The 17398-nt window shown below is 51.2% G+C and carries 16 protein-coding genes and 1 riboswitch; of the genes, 2 read left to right on the top strand and 14 right to left on the bottom strand.

The window, feature by feature from the left end; all coding sequences use genetic code 11:
* Positions 1 to 11: 11 nt before the first annotated feature.
* The 6 genes from thrS to metA form a co-directional block, all read right to left on the bottom strand.
* Positions 12 to 1949, bottom strand: coding sequence for a threonine--tRNA ligase (gene thrS, locus CBE73_RS20395; RefSeq protein ID WP_094095806.1), 1938 nt, complete (start codon positions 1947 to 1949; stop codon positions 12 to 14).
* A 428-nt stretch (positions 1950 to 2377) separates the two neighbouring features.
* Positions 2378 to 3247 (bottom strand): putative sporulation protein YtxC, encoded by an 870-nt coding sequence (locus CBE73_RS20390; protein WP_157739636.1) that lies wholly within the window; start codon positions 3245 to 3247, stop codon positions 2378 to 2380.
* Between the two features lie 198 nt (positions 3248 to 3445).
* The gene (gene mqnC, locus CBE73_RS20385) at positions 3446 to 4582 is read right to left on the bottom strand and encodes a cyclic dehypoxanthinyl futalosine synthase (protein WP_229752657.1); all 1137 of its coding nucleotides are present in this window, start codon (positions 4580 to 4582) and stop codon (positions 3446 to 3448) included.
* A 211-nt stretch (positions 4583 to 4793) separates the two neighbouring features.
* On the bottom strand, positions 4794 to 5996 hold the full coding sequence (locus CBE73_RS20380) for a trans-sulfuration enzyme family protein (RefSeq protein ID WP_094095803.1): 1203 nt from the start codon (positions 5994 to 5996) through the stop codon (positions 4794 to 4796).
* Positions 5997 to 5998: 2 nt separating this feature from the next.
* The gene (locus CBE73_RS20375; protein ID WP_094095802.1) at positions 5999 to 7213 is read right to left on the bottom strand and encodes an aminotransferase class I/II-fold pyridoxal phosphate-dependent enzyme; all 1215 of its coding nucleotides are present in this window, start codon (positions 7211 to 7213) and stop codon (positions 5999 to 6001) included.
* A 14-nt stretch (positions 7214 to 7227) separates the two neighbouring features.
* On the bottom strand, positions 7228 to 8163 hold the full coding sequence (metA, locus tag CBE73_RS20370) for a homoserine O-acetyltransferase MetA (RefSeq protein WP_094095801.1): 936 nt from the start codon (positions 8161 to 8163) through the stop codon (positions 7228 to 7230).
* Between the two features lie 123 nt (positions 8164 to 8286).
* Positions 8287 to 8419, bottom strand: a riboswitch (SAM riboswitch).
* A 448-nt stretch (positions 8420 to 8867) separates the two neighbouring features.
* Between metA and corA the strand changes: the two genes are divergently transcribed.
* Positions 8868 to 9803 carry a magnesium/cobalt transporter CorA gene (gene corA, locus CBE73_RS20365; protein ID WP_094095800.1) on the top strand — a complete coding sequence of 312 codons (936 nt, stop codon included), beginning with the start codon at positions 8868 to 8870 and terminating at the stop codon, positions 9801 to 9803.
* A 134-nt stretch (positions 9804 to 9937) separates the two neighbouring features.
* Here the strand turns inward: corA and CBE73_RS20360 are convergent, their stop codons facing one another.
* On the bottom strand, positions 9938 to 10966 hold the full coding sequence (locus CBE73_RS20360; RefSeq protein ID WP_094095799.1) for an HRDC domain-containing protein: 1029 nt from the start codon (positions 10964 to 10966) through the stop codon (positions 9938 to 9940).
* A 233-nt stretch (positions 10967 to 11199) separates the two neighbouring features.
* On the opposite strand from CBE73_RS20360, the gene CBE73_RS20355 reads away from it, so the two are divergent.
* The gene (locus CBE73_RS20355; protein ID WP_094095798.1) at positions 11200 to 11502 is read left to right on the top strand and encodes a DUF3055 domain-containing protein; all 303 of its coding nucleotides are present in this window, start codon (positions 11200 to 11202) and stop codon (positions 11500 to 11502) included.
* A gap of 14 nt (positions 11503 to 11516) precedes the next feature.
* On the opposite strand, the gene CBE73_RS20350 is transcribed toward CBE73_RS20355, so the two are convergent.
* From CBE73_RS20350 to CBE73_RS20320, 7 genes are all read right to left on the bottom strand, one after another.
* A complete protein-coding gene (locus CBE73_RS20350; protein WP_229752656.1) occupies positions 11517 to 12665 on the bottom strand; it encodes a phosphodiester glycosidase family protein in 1149 nt (382 codons plus the stop codon).
* Positions 12662 to 13549: a 5'-3' exonuclease gene (locus CBE73_RS20345; protein ID WP_094095797.1), complete on the bottom strand. Its 888-nt coding sequence runs from the start codon at positions 13547 to 13549 to the stop codon at positions 12662 to 12664. Before CBE73_RS20345 ends, CBE73_RS20350 begins: the two co-directional genes overlap by 4 nt.
* Before the next feature lie 69 nt (positions 13550 to 13618).
* Positions 13619 to 13978 (bottom strand): arsenate reductase family protein, encoded by a 360-nt coding sequence (locus CBE73_RS20340; protein WP_094095796.1) that lies wholly within the window; start codon positions 13976 to 13978, stop codon positions 13619 to 13621.
* A gap of 99 nt (positions 13979 to 14077) precedes the next feature.
* Complete coding sequence (locus CBE73_RS20335) at positions 14078 to 15037, bottom strand: RluA family pseudouridine synthase (protein ID WP_094096445.1); 960 nt, start codon at positions 15035 to 15037, stop codon at positions 14078 to 14080.
* A 5-nt stretch (positions 15038 to 15042) separates the two neighbouring features.
* A complete protein-coding gene (locus CBE73_RS20330; protein WP_094095795.1) occupies positions 15043 to 15612 on the bottom strand; it encodes a cob(I)yrinic acid a,c-diamide adenosyltransferase in 570 nt (189 codons plus the stop codon).
* A 98-nt stretch (positions 15613 to 15710) separates the two neighbouring features.
* Entirely contained in the window at positions 15711 to 15986 is a 276-nt protein-coding gene (locus CBE73_RS20325) for an aspartyl-phosphate phosphatase Spo0E family protein (protein ID WP_229752655.1), read from the bottom strand.
* Positions 15987 to 16178: 192 nt separating this feature from the next.
* On the bottom strand, positions 16179 to 17393 hold the full coding sequence (locus tag CBE73_RS20320; protein WP_094095793.1) for an aminotransferase class I/II-fold pyridoxal phosphate-dependent enzyme: 1215 nt from the start codon (positions 17391 to 17393) through the stop codon (positions 16179 to 16181).
* Between the last annotated feature and the right edge of the window lie 5 nt (positions 17394 to 17398).

The following is a 17398-nucleotide window of genomic DNA, read 5'->3' as shown; positions in this document are numbered from 1 at the left end:
CTATGAAAGGCTTAAATCGTATGACTCTTAATTTCTTCCTGGAGCAGAAGAATCGCATCGGCCAAAGATTTGGCCCCAATGTCGCCTTCGCCACGTTTGCGGACAGATACCGTACCTTCGTTCATTTCGTTCTCTCCGACAATAAACATGTACGGAGCTTTCTCGAGCTGGCCTTCACGGATCTTGTAGCCCAGCTTCTCGTTGCGAAGATCGGCTTCCACGCGGATGCCTGCCTCCTGCAGTTTCTCGGTCACTTCTTTGGCATAAGCCTCGAAAGCGCCGGAAACCGGAATTACCTTGGCTTGCAGCGGGGACAACCAGAGCGGCAGCGCGCCGGCAAAGTTCTCGAGCAGGAATGCAGTCATACGCTCCATAGTGGAGATAATACCGCGGTGAATAACGACCGGACGGTGCTTCTGACCGTCATCGCCCACATACTCCAGCTCAAAGCGCTGCGGCAGCAGGAAGTCCAGCTGGCAAGTAGACAACGTTTCTTCTTTGCCCAACGCGGTCTTGATTTGAACGTCCAGCTTAGGACCGTAGAATGCGGCTTCACCTTCCGCTTCAAAGAACGGAATGTCCAGCGATTCCACAACCTCACGAAGCATACGCTGGGACATTTCCCACATCTCGTCATCCTGGAAATATTTCTCGGTATCCGCCGGATCACGGTAAGACAACCGGAAACGGTATTCCTTAATGCCGAAGTCTTCGTATACGCGCTGAATCAGCTGGATTACACGCGAGAATTCTTCTTTAATCTGGTCCGGACGGCAGAAGATATGCGCATCATTCAGCGTCATGGAACGAACGCGGTGAAGGCCGGTCAAAGCGCCGGACATTTCATAGCGGTGCATCAGGCCAAGCTCGCCGATCCGGATCGGCAGGTCGCGGTAGCTGTGCATTTCGCTCTTGTACACCATCATGTGGTGCGGGCAGTTCATCGGACGAAGCACGAAGCTTTCGTTGTCGAGCTCCATAACCGGGAACATGTCCTCTTGATAGTGCTCCCAGTGCCCGGATGTTTTGTACAGATCCACGTTGCCCATAACCGGCGTATAAACGTGCTGATAACCCAAACGCTCCTCCAGGTCCACGATATAACGCTCCAAAGTGCGGCGCAGCTTCGCGCCGTTGGGCAGCCAGATCGGCAAACCTTGGCCAACCAGGTTGGAGAAAGTAAAGATTTTCAAGTCCTTGCCGAGCTTGCGGTGGTCGCGTTTCTTCGCTTCTTCGAGCAGGCGGAGATGCTCATCCAGGTCTGCTTTTTTAACAAAAGCGGTGCCGTATACGCGCTGCAACATTTTATTGTCGCTGTTGCCGCGCCAGTAAGCGCCGGCCACGCTCAGCAGCTTGAACACTTTGATCTTGCCGGTCGACGGAACGTGAGGTCCTCGGCACAGGTCAAAGAATTCACCTTGATCGTAGATGGACAGCACGCTGTCTTCAGGCAGATCACGAATCAGCTCCAGCTTGTAAGGATCGCCGAGTTCAGTGAAGATCGCCAGCGCTTCTTCGCGGCTCACTTCGCGGCGGGTAATCGGCAGATTCTCACCAACGATCCGCTCCATTTCCTTCTCGATCTTCTGCAGATCCTCTGGATTCAGGGGATGATCCAGATCCATGTCGTAATAGAAGCCATCTTCAATTACAGGTCCGATCCCAAGTTTGACTTCTTTGTTGCCATAGAGCCGTTTTACGGCTTGGGCCAGCAAATGCGCCGTGCTGTGGCGCATCATTTCCAGACCTTCCTTGGAGTCCAAGGTCACCAGCTCCACCAATGCTCCATCCACGATAGGTGTGTTCAGGTCCACCAATTTTCCGTCCAGCTTGCCGCCTACGGCATTCTTGCGCAGGCCGCTGCTGATCGAAGCCGCTACATCTTCCAAAGTGCTGCCTTCCGCGTACTCTCTGACAGAGCCGTCAGGCAATTTGATTGATACTGCCATGCTGTTCTCCTCCTGTTTCAACGATTCTTGGTATGCAGCCGGAAGCGGAGAACAAATCAAAAAACACCCGCCCCCGGAAAGGGACGAGTGTTATACCCGTGGTTCCACCCTAATTCAGCCTGATCTTTAAACTTTAAACGGACAACCGCCGCTTATAATTATAAAGTCAAAGCCCTTCATTAAGCCATTCATAACGGGAATGGTTCCGGCAGTTCCTACTTATTCGCGGTGTGTCCCGAAGGCATACGCGGTTCAGAATTGCAGCTCCAAAGGGGTAAACCAAATCGGAAGTCCGGAGGAAATTGCAGCCTGTGTTTCCTCTCTCTGTACGGTTCCAAGACATTTGGTCCATGTCTTTGTCTTCGCTGTTCCTAATTGAATTTCTGCAAGTATTATAAGCTTTATTTAAAAAGCACGTCAAGCCCTTGTCAGTCGCTGCAAAGCTGCGCGCGGTCCCCAAATATTTCCTGGATGGTTGCAATCATACGAAGTCCAGGTTCACTGGTATGGATCATAATGCGGGCCGGCGATAAGGAAATCAAGGAACTGACGACGGCATCCTCCATTTGAAGCTCCAGATCCGCCATCTTGATCGTGATTCCATCATCATAAGGAAGCGGCCCGAGCGGGTGCATTTGATCATCCAGCAGCTCAAATTCCATACCCTCCACATGTTTCAAATGAATAAGCGGAATGCGAATATCCTGAAATTGGACAAAATATTTAAGCAAGCCGATAAACTCTTCATATTGCTTGTCCAGCATATATTCATCTACAGCCAAATCCAGTGCATCCTTTAATTCATCCACATACGCGGGCATCCGGAACGACAGCCAGCCGTCAACATCTACAGCCCCTACGTTCACAAGCCCTTCCAGAAAAGCGCTGTAAAGCTCGGCTACTCTCCGTTCCCTCCCTTTCATATGCACTTCGTATTCGGATAATCCATCCAGAATTTGCACAGCCATGCTAACGATAGCCGGAATATCCTCATGCTTATGTAGGGAGTAATATTTACCGAGCAATTTGCGAAGCAAAGCCGGTTCTTTATCCCTTAACACATGTTCCGTCATCCATTCGGCTGTTCTGGACTTTAGTCCTTTCACCGTTCTCGCCGGGATCGCCGCATGATCACTGATACATTCTACAGTCAACCTGTGGTGGGCATAACTATAACGGAAACGAACGGAGTTGCTGCGACCATGACTCAATTTTTCGCCTTCTGCCTCAAGCATGGTACATAATTGTTCGGCAGAATGACGGGAATCAACCGATGTTGTAAGGTTAAACAGCTGCATCTTATCGCCCCTTCCTCGAGTCCTCCAAACAAGTATATGGTGACCAGGGGGCATGTATACGAATACGGAGTATGTAATGGATGGAAGCTGCAGCAGCTCCATCATTATTTCCTTCTACTTATTTCCTTCTACAAATAAAAAAAGCCCCGCGAACGGGAGCCTTTGATAATTTTTGAAATCAAATGGATTAGGGATGAATTAGTTCTGCATGATAAAGTCATTCTCAACTTTAACGTTAACATCATCAAATACACGCAAAATCTCATAACGCGTATTACGCTGAGCCGGAATTTTACCAGCCTGTCGAATGATGTCCAGCGTAGAAGAAATATTAACTTTATGTGTAGCACCCGCCGAGGAAACAACGTTTTCTTCGATCATGGTGCTGCCGAAGTCGTCGCAGCCGTACTGCAGGGAAAGCTTGCCGATTTCCGGTCCCATGGTCACCCAGGAAGACTGGAAGTGTTTGATGTTATCGAGCACGATCCGGCTGATCGCAACGGTTTTCAAATATTCTTCAGGCGTTTGACGATCCAGCTTCAGGTTGGTGTTATCCGGTTGGAAGGTCCATGGAATAAAGGCCAGGAATCCTTCGGATTTGTAGCCATTCTGAATGCATTCGTCCTGGGCGTCGCGCACCCGCATCAAGTGAAGCGCACGTTCCTCCATGCTTTCACCAAGGCCAATAACCATGGTAGCCGTCGTGTTCATGCCGATTTTGTGGGCCGTCTTCATGACGTCCATCCAGTCCGTCCAAGAGCCTTTAAGCCGGCTGATCTTCCGGCGGGTGCGGTCATCGAGGATTTCAGCTCCGCCGCCTGGCAGGGAATCCAAGCCCGCTTCATGTATCTGGCGGACTACTTCCTCCAGCGACAAGCCGTCTGAAACGACCTTCATCTTCTGGATTTCAGCCGGGGAGAACGAGTGCATCGTAATATCCGGGAATCTCTTCTTAATATTGCGCAGCAAATCCGTATAATAGCTGAACGGCAGGTTCGGGTTGGTACCGCCCTGCATCAGAATTTCCGTACCGCCTACGTCAATGGTTTCCTGTATCTTCTGAAAAATGGTTTCGTCCGACAGCACATATCCTTCATCGGATCCCGGTCTGCGATAGAAAGCGCAGAAACGGCAGTACACGTCGCAAACGTTCGTATAATTGACATTACGACCGATAACAAATGTCGTAATCTTCTCAGGGTAACGTCTTTCCATCAAAATGTTGGCCGTATGGCCCATTTTCTCAATTTCGTTAGACTCAAACAAAGCGGTAGCTTCCTCAAGCGTTACACGTTCCCCGCGCAAAGCTTTATCAAGGATAAAATCAATAGCCACTTTGAAGCAGCCCCCTTCCATATCATAGACTTTCAAGCGTTCTGGATCGTCACTCGGGGCGTTCCTTTCTTTCATCCTAACATACTAGCCTAAAGAAAAGAAGCACCCGGAGGACCGGATGCGGGAAAATTGTGAAAAATGTCTCATTCAATTCACATATTTAAATATTGACTTATTCTTGTACCAGTTATTGTAGCAGTCATTGTAACAGTTATTGCTCCAGCGCCTGCTCCAAATCGGCAATCAAGTCCTCGATATTTTCAAGGCCGACCGAGAATCGAAGCAGCCCGTCCGTAATGCCGCGTTCGAGACGAACTTCAGGAGGCATTGAAGCGTGGGACATCATCGCCGGATAAGAGAGAATGCTCTCCACTGCGCCTAAGCTTACAGCGACAATCGGCAGCTTAACGGCATTCAGCAGCCGTTTGGCCCGGTCGCCGGAGCCAACATCGAAGGACACCACTGCGCCATATCCGGAAGACTGCCGTTCCTGAATGCCACGGCCCGGATGATCGCTCAGGCCCGGATAATACACGGCAGTAATGTCCTCCCGGTTGTTCAGCCATTCCGCCAGCCTGCGGGCGCTGATTTCGCTGTGGGCCATACGCGCGGACAAGGTTTTCATCCCGCGCATCAGCAGCCAGGAATCCTGAACGCCAAGCACGCTGCCCAGCCCGTTCTGCAAATATTTCACTTGGCGGCCCAGCTCTTCATTGGCTGTTACAGCCAAGCCGGCCAGCACATCGCTGTGCCCGCCGAGGAATTTGGTCGCGCTGTGCAGCACAATATCAATACCCAGCTCAATCGGACGCTGATAATACGGCGTCATAAACGTATTATCAACGATGCTGATCAGACCGTGTTCCTTCGACCAGGCGGCAAGTGCAGCAATGTCCGTTATTTTTAAAGTCGGGTTGGACGGGGTTTCGATATAGATGCCTTTCGTATTCGGCCGCAGAGCAGCTTGCACCTCTTCAATCTTGGTCATATCCACAAAGGAAGCCTCAAGCCCGAAACGGTTCAAAATACCTGTTAACAAACGGTAAGTTCCGCCGTAAACATCTTCGGTAACGATCAAATGATCGCCTGCCGAGAACAGCATAAACGCGGTGGAAATCGCCGCCATGCCGCTAGGGAAGGCATATCCGTTCGTGCCGCCCTCAAGCAGCGCGATATAATCTTCAAGCGCCTGCCGGGTCGGGTTGCCCGACCGGGAATAGTCATGCAGCGGAGGGTTAAAGACATCCGCGTGATGAAACGTTGAAGCCTGGTAAAGAGGAACACTGGAAGCGCCTGTTGCGGTATCTACTTCGGAGCCGAAATGAAGCAATCGTGTATCAAAGCTCAGGTCCTTCTCCTTCTGTTCGCCGGAAACTTGTTTGTCGGGAACTTGTTTGCCGTCTTCATGGCTCATATTCAGCGCACCCCTTCCACTTCAGCCCGGGCTGCTTCCAGCGCTTGAGCCAGATCTTCGATCAAATCATCCGGATGTTCAATGCCTACGGAGAAACGCAGCAGCCGGTCGTCAACGCCAACCGCTTCCCGGATTTCAAGCGGGATGTCCGCGTGGGTCTGTACAGCCGGATAAGTCAGCAGCGACTCAACGCCGCCAAGACTTTCCGCAAATGCGATCAGCTTCAAATGACGTAATATCGGTTCCACATAACGGGCATCTGTCACTTTGAACGAGAAGATTCCCGTGTTCCCCGAAGATTGCCGGTTCTGAATTTCATGTCCCGGATGGCCCGGAAGCGCCGGGTAAAACACCTCTGCGATTTGCGGATGCGTACTCAGGAAGGTTGCAATCGCCGTTGCATTGCTTTGGTGCCGCTCCATCCGCAGCGCCAGCGTCTTCATGCCGCGCATCAGCTGATAACTGTCATTTGGACTGAGTACCGCTCCGATCGAGTTGTGCAGGAAGGCGACTTCTTCAGACAGCTTTTGTCCTTTGGTTACGATCAATCCTGCAAGCACATCGTTATGTCCGCCCAAATATTTCGTAGCGCTGTGAACGACAATGTCTGCGCCGAGCTCGATAGGACGCTGAAAATAAGGCGACAGCAGCGTATTGTCCACAATGGTCAGGAAGCCATGCTTACGGCTCCAGGCAGAGACAGCGGCAATATCGGTGACCATCATCAGCGGATTGGTAGGCGTCTCAATGAATACGGCTTTGGTTTCCGGACGGCGGGAAGACTCCAGCGCATCCAAGTCGTTGGTATCCACATAAGTTGCGGTTATTCCGTAACGGGACAATATTTTCTCAAACAGACGGTATGTACCGCCATATAGATCCAGGGATACGATCAGGTGATCGCCGGAGCTGAACAGCATAAACAGCGTTTGCAGCGCGGCCATGCCCGAGCTGCAGGCAAAGCCGGCATCGCCGGATTCCAGATCGGCAGCAGCTTTTTCCAATACGGCTCTTGTCGGGTTCTTCGTGCGCGTATAATCGAACCCCGTGCTCTGTCCAAGCCGCGGGTGACGGTAAGCTGTCGCCTGATAAATCGGATAAGTAACCGCACCGGTAACCGGCTCCTCCATGGAACCGATTTGTGCCAGCCTGCTCTCAATGCGAAGTTTGCCGGTTTGATTGTCTGGTTTGTTGTTATCTGCGTTATGTTCTGCCATGTCTGCTCTTCCTCCTAAATATGGTATTCGTGACTGACTGCTGCATCAATATCGTAAGGTGTTTCCTGATACACATAGTAATTCAGCCAATTGGCAAACAATAAGTTAGCATGGGCGCGCCAGGAGGATCTTGGCGTCTGGGTGGGATCGTCTTTCGGAAAATAATTAACCGGCAGCGCAACATCCATGCCTTTGGCCGTATCACGGTCATACTCCCATTTCAGGGATAAAGGATCATATTCCGGATGACCGGTTACAAAAATTTGTTTCCCGTCTTCCGTTGAAGCAATGTATACACCGGCTTCGTCCGATTCGGCCAGAATATCGAGCCCGTTTGCTTTAACAATATCTTCCTTATTCAGACCTGTATGACGAGAATGAGGAACCAGGAACTGCTCGTCAAAGCCGCGCAGCAGCTTCGTATTCGGAACATTGATGTGGTGGGCAAACACACCGAAGCATTTTTGCGGAAGTGAAACCTTCTCGATGCCGAAATGATAGAACAGCCCTGCAAAGGCAGCCCAACATATATGCATGGTTGAAGTGACGTGGGTTTCGGTCCATTCGAAGATTTCCTGAATTTCGCTCCAATAATTGACGTCTTCGAATTCGAGCTGTTCCACCGGGGCACCGGTAATGATCATCCCGTCGAAACGGAGATGCCGGATTTCGCTGAACGTCTTATAGAACTGCTTCAAATGCTCGGCTGAAGTGTTCTTCGAAGTATGGGAGCTGGGATGAAGCAAAGTAAACTCCACTTGAAGCGGCGTATTGGCCAGCAGCCTGAGCAGCTGCTCCTCTGTTGTTTCTTTGGTTGGCATCAGATTCAGGATGGCGATCCGCAACGGACGGATGTCCTGATGGAAAGCCTGGCTTTCATCCATCACGAAAATATTTTCGTTCGCCAGCACTTCTTTGGCCGGCAGAGAATCAGGAACCTTGATTGGCATAGATCTTCACTCCTCTTCAGTCTTTGAGCGGCAATCTTATGGTAGAAGAACGAGCGCATATAGCAAATATGACCTTCCTCGTAAAATCGAGAAAGGTCATATCATGTCATAGTGTATGCGCCTCTCTCATCTCTCAGAGACCCTAGAGTCCCGCAAAATACGGGTTCCTAAAGTTCCGCAAGAATTAGCACCGTGCGATTGCTCGCCGGTTGCCGGGTTTCATCGGGCCAGTCCCTCCACCTACTCTTGATAAGATTTCGCCTTATTCAATTTGTTGTTCGTGTACTTCTTGAATTCGTTCATGAAAATGTAACATTACTATGCCCTTACTGTATAGCATCCTCTTCCTTTCGTCAAGCAAATAATAAGGCCTGAAGGCGGGTACACACCGCACCTTTCGGGCTTGCATGCCATATGCTGGCCTAGAGCTAAATCAAGCATGATTTCGCTTGAAAATTTTCATAACCCGGCGTTATACTAGACAAGTGCTAAAAGTCTGGATTAAAGAAGAGGTGAACCGGTAATGGAAGGCGACTCTAGTCCGCAGAGCAAATCCCCAAGGGCAACATACAACCGCACAGGATTCAATCGGCAGAATGCTCACGGAAGTAGGGGGTTCTTTCGTTTACCGGCATTTTATTCGTGCTGTTTAAAATAGCCGGAAGCTGATGTCTCCTGTGTTGAACAACAAAGGAGTGAATCAGATGAAAATCCGTCATGTCAATGCCGGCGTCTTCACCACGGTCGAGAACCTGGAGGATACGCTGACTGCACCAGCCGAAGGTTTCTACTGGATTGATGCGGATACCGAAGATCTGGAGCTGCTTCAGCCTGTATTCGGGCTGCATGATCTCGCAGTAGAGGACTGCCTCAGTGAAGAGGAGCAGCGGCCGAAGATCGAAATCTATGAAAGTCATTATTTTATCGTCGTGAACAGTATTCGCTTTGATGATGAGGAAATTTTCCTGCGGGCCTTGAACGTCTTTCTGGGCCGGCATTTCATTATTACAGTTACCAAGCAGAAGCTGAACGAGCTTCGTGCTATTAAACCGATTCTGTGGGAGCAGGAAGTCAGCGAACCTGACCGTTTCCTTTATCTGCTGATCGACCTTGTAGTGGATAACTATTTCCTGGTCGGCGACCGGATCGAGGACAAAATCGAGAAGCTGGAAGAAGACATTCTTGTTCATACAAAACGTTCCCATTTGAATGAAATTATCGGGCTGCGAAGCGAAATTCTGTGGCTGAAGAAAATGCTTGGGCCGCAGAAGGAAGTGATCAACGTCCTTAATAAAAAAGACCTGCGTCTGATCGATGATCAGCTGCAGAAGTATTTTAGCGATATTTATGAAAATGCCGTTAAAATCTCCGAGAACTTTGATACGTTCCGAGAGCTGATGGGCAACTTACGAGAAGCTTATCAGTCCAGTATCGCCAACCGGGCGAACGAAATCATGCGTGTATTTACTGCGATTACTACGATCTTTATCCCGTTGACCCTGATTACGGGCATCTACGGAATGAACTTCGACAATATGCCGGAAGTGCATACGGAATACGGCTATTTCATCGTAATAGGCATCATGATCACATTAGGTCTAGGCATGTTCTACCTGTTCCGGAAGAAAGACTGGATTTGAAAGCATTCATATCAATGGATTATTAAGTCAAGGGCGAAGCAGTCCCCGGGATTCCGGAGGCTGAACTTCGCCCTTATTGGATTGGTTAATCAAATTATAGCTCGGGCAGGCATCAGCATCAGCATCCGTATCTCTTACGCACTTTGCGGTTTGCCTACTGCTGATGCTGTCCCCCTCGCCTCTCTCCGGTACCGGATTCGCATCAAACGCAGCCATTCATAACGCCGTTCAAGCTCCCCGCTGCCCGGCTGCATCGTATCTGCGCCGTATACCTTATGCAGCACCGGCTTCAGCAGGGCGTCTCCCAGCTCCAGATAGGCATTCCAGATTGCCGTCTGTTCTTCCTGCGGCAGCCCGGTTAATTCCCGCTCTACCAGCGCTTCCGTATCGTAGCCCTCCTTCTCCAGCTGTTCGAGCTGTTCAATCGCTTCCCGTCTGGATAAACCGGTAAAATCCTGAATCCGCTCCAGGCTTTGACCCTCACGGATTGCTTCAAGCAGCTGTTTGCGCAAGCTTGATCGCTCGATTTCCGCTTTAAACCGGGATTCTTTCTGCTTGTACATCCAGGAGCGGAAGATTTCCTCATCCAGTTCCTGCTCCACCCAATCCAGAGGAAACTGCCAATTGCGTTCAATTCGGGCCGTAATCGCTACGATCTCTTCCCCATATTCAGCCGCTTTAACCTCTCCGACACCAGGAAGCTGGGTAAGCTCTTCCTCCGTTTGAGGCAGGAAAGCGCTGATCAGGCGGAGCAGCCGGTTACTGGCAATCAAATACGGCGCTTTGCCCGCTGCGGCAGCTTTCTGACGGCGCCAGGCCGAAAGCTCGGCATACACTTCTTCGCTGCCATTCAGCTCGCTGTAGCAATACAGCTTCTGGGTCCACATCCCTCTATGGCCTTCCTCTTCATGAAAAATCCCGCTGATCACCGGACGGAATCCGTCGGCCAGCTTTACGGCCAGCTGATAGCGGTAATGGCTCAGCATATCAGACCAGGACTCGCCTTCAAACCAGATTTGGCCTTTGGTGCCGGCTGCTCCTTCTTCATCCCAGCCAATCCGCCATACTCCGCCTTCTTCTCCAATCCAGACCTGGGCTAAATCTGCATGCCCTGCCCGTTCCTGCAGCCTTCTCTCCATACTGTTCAAAAATACGATACGCATTTCTGCACCTCCTTGAATTCAGCATACTTCACTGGTACGTGTCTTCCGAAAACACAAAAAGCACCTCTCCTGCATGCAAGAGAGGTGCTTCCCCGATAAACGTATACTGTTGTTAACTATAATACCATATTCTGTATGACAGTCAATAGGAACGGGATTGGATTCCCGTTTTCCGAAAGCGTTTTTTTCCGATATAATAGACGTCAAGAACGCATCTGAGGAGGACTTTATTCATGACCTTACCTGAACACGACCTTGATTTCCTATCGGACAGCACCGAACAGACCTCTACCCGTTTCGCGACCTTTATCGGTCCTTCGCTGAAACGTTTTGATCTGGCTGTGACCACAACCAACCGCTTTTTTGGCAAAAAGCTTGTTACCGATCTGCAAAGCGGCAAAACAGCCATCCTCGGCTCCGACGATCTGGAGCAGGACGGTTATATGGCCTCGATTTACGGACTCTCCGAGGAGGAAGAAGCCGAGCTTGGGAGCTTCCTGCACCAGGTACTGGGCGAACCCCATTTTACAGACTGATTCCTGGCTTGTTATTATTTCGTGACCTGGCTGCCGAACACAAGCGTGTTGCTGAGCAGCCGCCCCGCCGGGGTCAACATTTTGCCTCCCCCATATAACGCCGAAGAGGCCCCTCCGTCCAGGTTCATCGCTTGTTTGGCTCCAAGCGCCTTCATCACGGAAGCCCACTGTGACATGGTCGCCCCGTTCACTGTAGCCAGCAGAATCGAACCGTCTGGCAGAATGGCGATGCCGCTGCGCGCCGCCGAAGCCGTCAGAATCTTCTGATCGTTAAACCCTTCCGCTTTAGCGTTCAAAGTCACCTTGCCGTCGGTAACGAGTCTTGGCCCTGCGCCAACAGCCGTCTGTACATTGGACCAATCCAGCTTCTTGCCGGCCTGGTTCGTATAAGTTACATTCCACTCAACGCTGCTGCCGACCTCAAACCGGTCTGCCATGGCCTTCTCTTTGCCGCTGAATACAAGTACATATCCCTGCTTCGGAATAGCCGTATTTCCGTTGACGCCTTTATGTGTGACAACTCCGCCGCTAACGGTCACCGCAATACCGCCGCTAAACCCGACTTTGGGGCCCCGGTCCGGTGTAAACAAAATACTGTTGTTTGCACCAGCATCAGGCGTACGGTTAATAAAAGTAGCATACCAGCTGCGCGGCTTGCCATCCGCTCCGGTCACTTTACCGGTCAAGGAAGGCCGCAGCGTATCCATAATGGCCGTGCCGTCCTTCTGAAAGCCGATTGTCGTGCCGTAACGGCCGATATGGGAAATCTTTCCTTTAATAATCAGCGTTCCGTATGGATCGGCCGGTCCGCCATAGGAGTTGAAGAAAGCGCCGTTAATTGCGGCCTGCGCCTTGTAGGACTTAATCGTCGATGCAAAGGCTTCCGTCTGCCCGACCTGATGTTTGGCCAGTCCAACCGTTACCGGCGTTCCTTTCGGAATCTTTACCGTACGGACGGTAAAGCTTTTCCCTGACACCTTGACGGTCTTAACGGCCGTCTGGATCGTACCGGCTGCCTCCGCCGGGCGAAGCCCCGGGGCAGCCGGGATAAGGAGCAGGATGGCCGCTGCCAGCAGCAGGCCGCGCCGGATGATTTTTCCGCCAGCTAACGAAACCTGATTCCCGCTGCTGAACGGCCTAAACCGCGAAAATAGAGATTTCACAGCGCCTGAACCCCCATCCAGGAGCACACGCTCTTCATCTCCAGCTCTTCAAATTTGGCCACGACCACAGAGTGGTTCAGCTCCCAGCGGCAGGACCGCAAATCACATTCCAGCGCAATATCGCAGCGGATCGACGCCAAATCGCGGGACAGATGCAGCATCTCCAGATCGGTTTCGATTTTGGTGCGTATCCCCTTGGACAGCTTGTCCAGATTGGCGAGAATGCCCTCTACATTTTCATATTCCTGCACGAGCTTTAACGCCGTCTTCTCACCAATGCCGCGAACTCCGGGATAGTTATCGCTAGGATCGCCCATCAGCCCTTTAACATCAATGATTTGGGCAGGTGTCAGCTGCCGTTCTTCAAACAAGCTTTGCGGAGTATAGACAAAATAATTGCCATACCCCTTCTTCATAATGGCAATGCTTGTCCGCTCGTTCACCAGCTGCAGCATATCGTGGTCGCCGGTCAGCACAACCACGTTCATCTCCCGGCTGAACTGGGCGGCCAGGGTGCCGATGCAGTCGTCCGCCTCATAACCTTCGGAGCTGATATTCGGAACGCCAAGACTGTCCATCACCTCTCGAATCACGCTGAACTGAGGAATCAGGTCATCCGGTGCCTCCGAACGATTCCCCTTGTAGGCCGGGTACTGAGCGGTGCGGAACGTTTTGCTTCCCAAATCCCAGCAGCACGCCACATGTGTAGGCCCAAATTTCTCAACCGCGTCCAAGAAATAACGCATAAATCCATAAACGGCATTCGTCGGCAGACCCGCTTTCGTACGGCGGATGTAGCCTGTAACTGCGGAGGCATAATAAGCCCGGAACATCAAGGCCATGCCGTCAACAAGCAGCAGTGTTTCTTCCTTGCTTTCGGTCAACTTTCTCTCTCCTTAATAATAGCTTCTGAGTAATAAACATATCTGAATCTATTTATTTTACTATATTTTTCAGCTCCATACGGAGGCAAATTCATCCTCTTTAAAACCTAACGTAACCCGCTGACCGTCGGTAACGATCGGGCGTTTGATGAGCATGCCGTTTGACGCCAGCAGCTTCAACTGCTCTTCGCGCGAAAGGGACGGCAGCTTGTCCTTCAAACCCAGGCCGCGGTATACCTCACCGCTTGTGTTAAAGAACTTCTTCAGCTCAAAGCCGCTCAGCTCGACCAGCCGGCCTAATTCCTCCGCAGTCGGCGCTGCTTCAACAATATGGTGGAGCTCCAGTTCATGGCCGTGTGTCTGCAGCCATTTAACTGCATTGCGGCAGGTGCTGCATTTCGGGTATTGGTAAACAGTTAATTTGCTCATTAGAAAAATCCTCCGGTCTATTTAAAAATACGAGAGTCGAGAGTCGAGACAAGTGCCACAAATCCACTAGTCGACTCACCAAAAGCTTAAATCTAAAACTTAGAGCTGTCCGCCCGCCATCAGCCGGCTCAGCTCGGCCATATCCGCTGGCAGCGGCGCCTCGAATACCATCTCTTCACGGGTGAGAGGGTGGACAAATCCAAGCTGTGCGGCATGCAGCGCCTGCCGGCCAATGGCCGCGTTCAGCCGCACGGCCGCTTCGAGATCAGGCGCTGGCAGACCCAGCGCCTCATAGCTGTACAGCTTGTCGCCGATCAGCGGACAGTCGATGGAGGTCATGTGGACCCGGATCTGATGGGTCCGCCCGCTTCCCAGCTGCAGCTCAACGAGCGAGCCTGCAGCAAAGGTTTCCCGCACCTTGTACAACGTCAAAGCGGGATACCCGCTGTCCGTGACGATGCGGCGGTGCGGCTCCAGCGGATCGCGGTCGATGGGACCGTCGATCCGGCCCTCCATGGCTGGCGGGGTTCCGTGAACCAGCGCCGTATATTTTTTCAGCACGGTACCGGCAATCATCTGCTCGGAAATATGCTGGTGGACGTAGGCATTCTTGGCAATAGCAAGCACGCCGCTGGTCTCTTGATCCAGCCGGTGAACGGGACGGAACCGGAAGCGCTCGCCCTTCTCCTGCCAGTAATACACGACGCCGTTCGCCAAAGTGTCCGTGTAGTGGCCATGTGTGGGGTGAACGATGATGCCCGGTTGTTTATTTACGATAAGCAGCTCTTCATCTTCATAAAGAATATCGAATGGAATCGGCTGCGGCAAAATATCCTCCGATGTTTCTTGCTCCAGCCGAATTTCTACCAGGTCGCCTTCTTTGACGTAATGGCTGATGTAGACGCGTTCGCCGTTCAGCGTAATTCCCTGCTCGGTCAGTTTGAGACGAGACGTCAGCTTGCGGGAAACCCCGAGTCTTCTGTTCAGTACCGTTTTCAGCATCCAGCCTTCTTCGGCAGCTGTTACTTGATATGAAATCGGCTTGTAATATTCATTCATAGAAATCAACGAAACACCTTTCCGCTCCGCTCATATTCGGTTTCCGGAACTCCTGCCTTCACATTTGCCAGCCGGGCAGCCGTAAAGAAATAATCCGAAAGCCGGTTTACGTACCGCAGAACCTCTTTATTGATATCTGTTTCAGCCGCTAGGCTGACCACCCGGCGCTCGGCTCTCCGGCAGACCGTTCGGCAGACATGCAGGACCGCGGCAAGCGTCGTACCACCGGGCAGCACGAAACGCTCCAGCGGCGGAAGCTCCTGCTCCCAGGAGTCGATCCACGCTTCGAGATTTCCGGTCAATTCGCCATGGACTTTATATCCAAGTTCATTAGGTTTGGCATAAGCCAAATCCGAACCGCAGTCAAACAACTCATGCTGAATCCGGACGAGCTGTTTCTTTAATTCGTCATTCCAGGACTCTCCGTCTGCACATGCAGCGGCAGCGGCTTGGCCGACAAAGCTGTTCAGTTCATCCAGCGAACCATAGGCCTCCACCTGAAGATCATCCTTACGGACCTGACCGCCAATGACAAAGGTATTCCCCTGATCGCCTGTTCGCGTATAGATTTTCATCGATATATGTCCTGCCTTTCCAATGCTTTCTCGAAGCAAAAAGGAGACCCTGATGATTCAGGATCTCCCCTTATTTTAACATAGGTTTTCAATAAACATTATTGTTTCCAATCCTGGCTTCTGACCTTCATATATTCGTTTATCTTCAGGTCCAGCAGGGTACTGATTTCCACTACGATGTCTGATGTAAAAGATTGCTCTTCCATAAAAATCTTCTCCATTCTGCTTCGCAGCAGTCTGATCTCATCTTCCAAGGAGAGCCTGCGGTTTAGAGCGGGGATGCCTCGGCTCTCAAACGTCCAATGATTATTGTTGTCCTCAGCAATGATCATCCCGTTATAACTTGGCAAATTGTATTCGCCGCAACTCATCATCCACTCCTCCTTGACTGATCAGCCAGCCCTTCCTTGGGCCGTCCGGATATTACCAGTAAAGCCTTAGGATTCAAATTATACCATGCCGGATATCCGGTGTTCAATTCGAAAATGAAATAAATGTAAATAAGCATGAAAAATTTTCAATTTTATTATCCGGCTCAAGAATCAGGAAGCATTCCGAATTAGAAATTAGGACAGCTTTCGGACAAATTCGCCCATCCGGTGAATGGCCTCGTTTAGCTGGGCTACCGATGTAGCGTAGGAGCAGCGCAAATACCCTTCTCCGCCCAAACCGAATACGTTGCCTGGAACGGCGGCTACCTTGGCTTCTACCAGCAGGCGCTGCGCAAACTCATCCGAGGTCAGTCCCGTTGACTTAATGCTCGGGAACGCATAAAAAGCGCCTTGAGGTTCATGGCATTCCAGACCGATGTCACGCAGGCCTTGTACGACGAGGCGGCGGCGCTGGTTATAGGAATCGACCATCCGGTCTTTCTCTTCCAGACCGTTCGTCAGAGCCTCAAGCGCGGCTACCTGTCCCATCGCCGGAGCACACATCACTGTGTATTGGTGAATCTTCAGCATCGCGGAAATTAGGTCAGGATGACCGCAGGCATATCCCATGCGCCAGCCGGTCATAGCAAAGGCTTTGGAGAAGCCGCTGACCAAAATAGTCCGGTCTTTCATCCCGGGCACCGAAGCAAAGCTGACATGCTTGCCAGCGTATGAAAGCTCCGCATATATTTCATCCGAAATGACGATCAGGTCATGCTTCTCTACAACCTTGGCAATCGGCAGCCAGTCCTCATAGGTCATAATGCCGCCGGTCGGATTGCTCGGATAACTGAGTACCAGCACCTTAGACTTAGGTGTAATAGCAGCTTCCAGCTGTTCTGCCTTCAGCTTAAACTGGTCTTTCGCGAAGGTCTCAATGCCGACCGGAACTCCCCCGCCGATCATGGTAATCGGGGAATAAGAGATATAGCTTGGTTCGGGGATCAGGATTTCGTCTCCCGGTGTGATCAAAGCGCGCAGAGCAAGATCAATGGCTTCGCTTCCGCCCACCGTAACCAGAATTTCGTCTTTAGGTTCATAAGCAACATTAAAATTATCGTTGAGATATAGAGCGATGGCTTCACGAAGCTCCGGAGTTCCCGCATTTGAAGTATACCGGGTGAAACCGCGCTCCAGCGAATATACGCACGCTTCCCTCACATGCCATGGCGTTACGAAATCCGGCTCACCTACGCCAAGCGTAATAATATCTTTGTTGCCGCTCACCAGATCGAAGAACTTCCGGATACCGGAAGGCTGAATCTGCTGGACTTGCGGGGCCAAATAGCCCTGCATGGATTTATTAGGTTGACTACCGTCGGTTTGTTGTTTGTCAGAATTCACTATCATCTCAT

It is taken from the genome of Paenibacillus physcomitrellae, assembly GCF_002240225.1.
Classification (GTDB): Bacteria; Bacillota; Bacilli; order Paenibacillales; family Paenibacillaceae; genus Fontibacillus; species Fontibacillus physcomitrellae.
Note: the sequence above shows the minus strand (reverse complement) of the source record. Positions and strands in the feature narration are given on the sequence as shown.

What these genes read in the sequence shown, in the direction of transcription:
- CBE73_RS20390 (WP_157739636.1), bottom strand. Translation starts at nt 3,247, where the DNA reads ATGCAGCTGTTTAACCTTACAACATCGGTTGATTCCCGTCATTCTGCC.
- CBE73_RS20360 (WP_094095799.1), bottom strand. Translation starts at nt 10,966, where the DNA reads ATGCGTATCGTATTTTTGAACAGTATGGAGAGAAGGCTGCAGGAACGG.
- CBE73_RS20375 (WP_094095802.1), bottom strand. Translation starts at nt 7,213, where the DNA reads ATGGCAGAACATAACGCAGATAACAACAAACCAGACAATCAAACCGGC.
- corA (WP_094095800.1), top strand. Translation starts at nt 8,868, where the DNA reads ATGAAAATCCGTCATGTCAATGCCGGCGTCTTCACCACGGTCGAGAAC.
- CBE73_RS20340 (WP_094095796.1), bottom strand. Translation starts at nt 13,978, where the DNA reads ATGAGCAAATTAACTGTTTACCAATACCCGAAATGCAGCACCTGCCGC.
- metA (WP_094095801.1), bottom strand. Translation starts at nt 8,163, where the DNA reads ATGCCAATCAAGGTTCCTGATTCTCTGCCGGCCAAAGAAGTGCTGGCG.
- CBE73_RS20335 (WP_094096445.1), bottom strand. Translation starts at nt 15,037, where the DNA reads ATGAATGAATATTACAAGCCGATTTCATATCAAGTAACAGCTGCCGAA.
- CBE73_RS20355 (WP_094095798.1), top strand. Translation starts at nt 11,200, where the DNA reads ATGACCTTACCTGAACACGACCTTGATTTCCTATCGGACAGCACCGAA.
- CBE73_RS20325 (WP_229752655.1), bottom strand. Translation starts at nt 15,986, where the DNA reads ATGATGAGTTGCGGCGAATACAATTTGCCAAGTTATAACGGGATGATC.
- CBE73_RS20380 (WP_094095803.1), bottom strand. Translation starts at nt 5,996, where the DNA reads ATGAGCCATGAAGACGGCAAACAAGTTCCCGACAAACAAGTTTCCGGC.
- thrS (WP_094095806.1), bottom strand. Translation starts at nt 1,949, where the DNA reads ATGGCAGTATCAATCAAATTGCCTGACGGCTCTGTCAGAGAGTACGCG.
- CBE73_RS20320 (WP_094095793.1), bottom strand. Translation starts at nt 17,393, where the DNA reads ATGATAGTGAATTCTGACAAACAACAAACCGACGGTAGTCAACCTAAT.
- CBE73_RS20330 (WP_094095795.1), bottom strand. Translation starts at nt 15,612, where the DNA reads ATGAAAATCTATACGCGAACAGGCGATCAGGGGAATACCTTTGTCATT.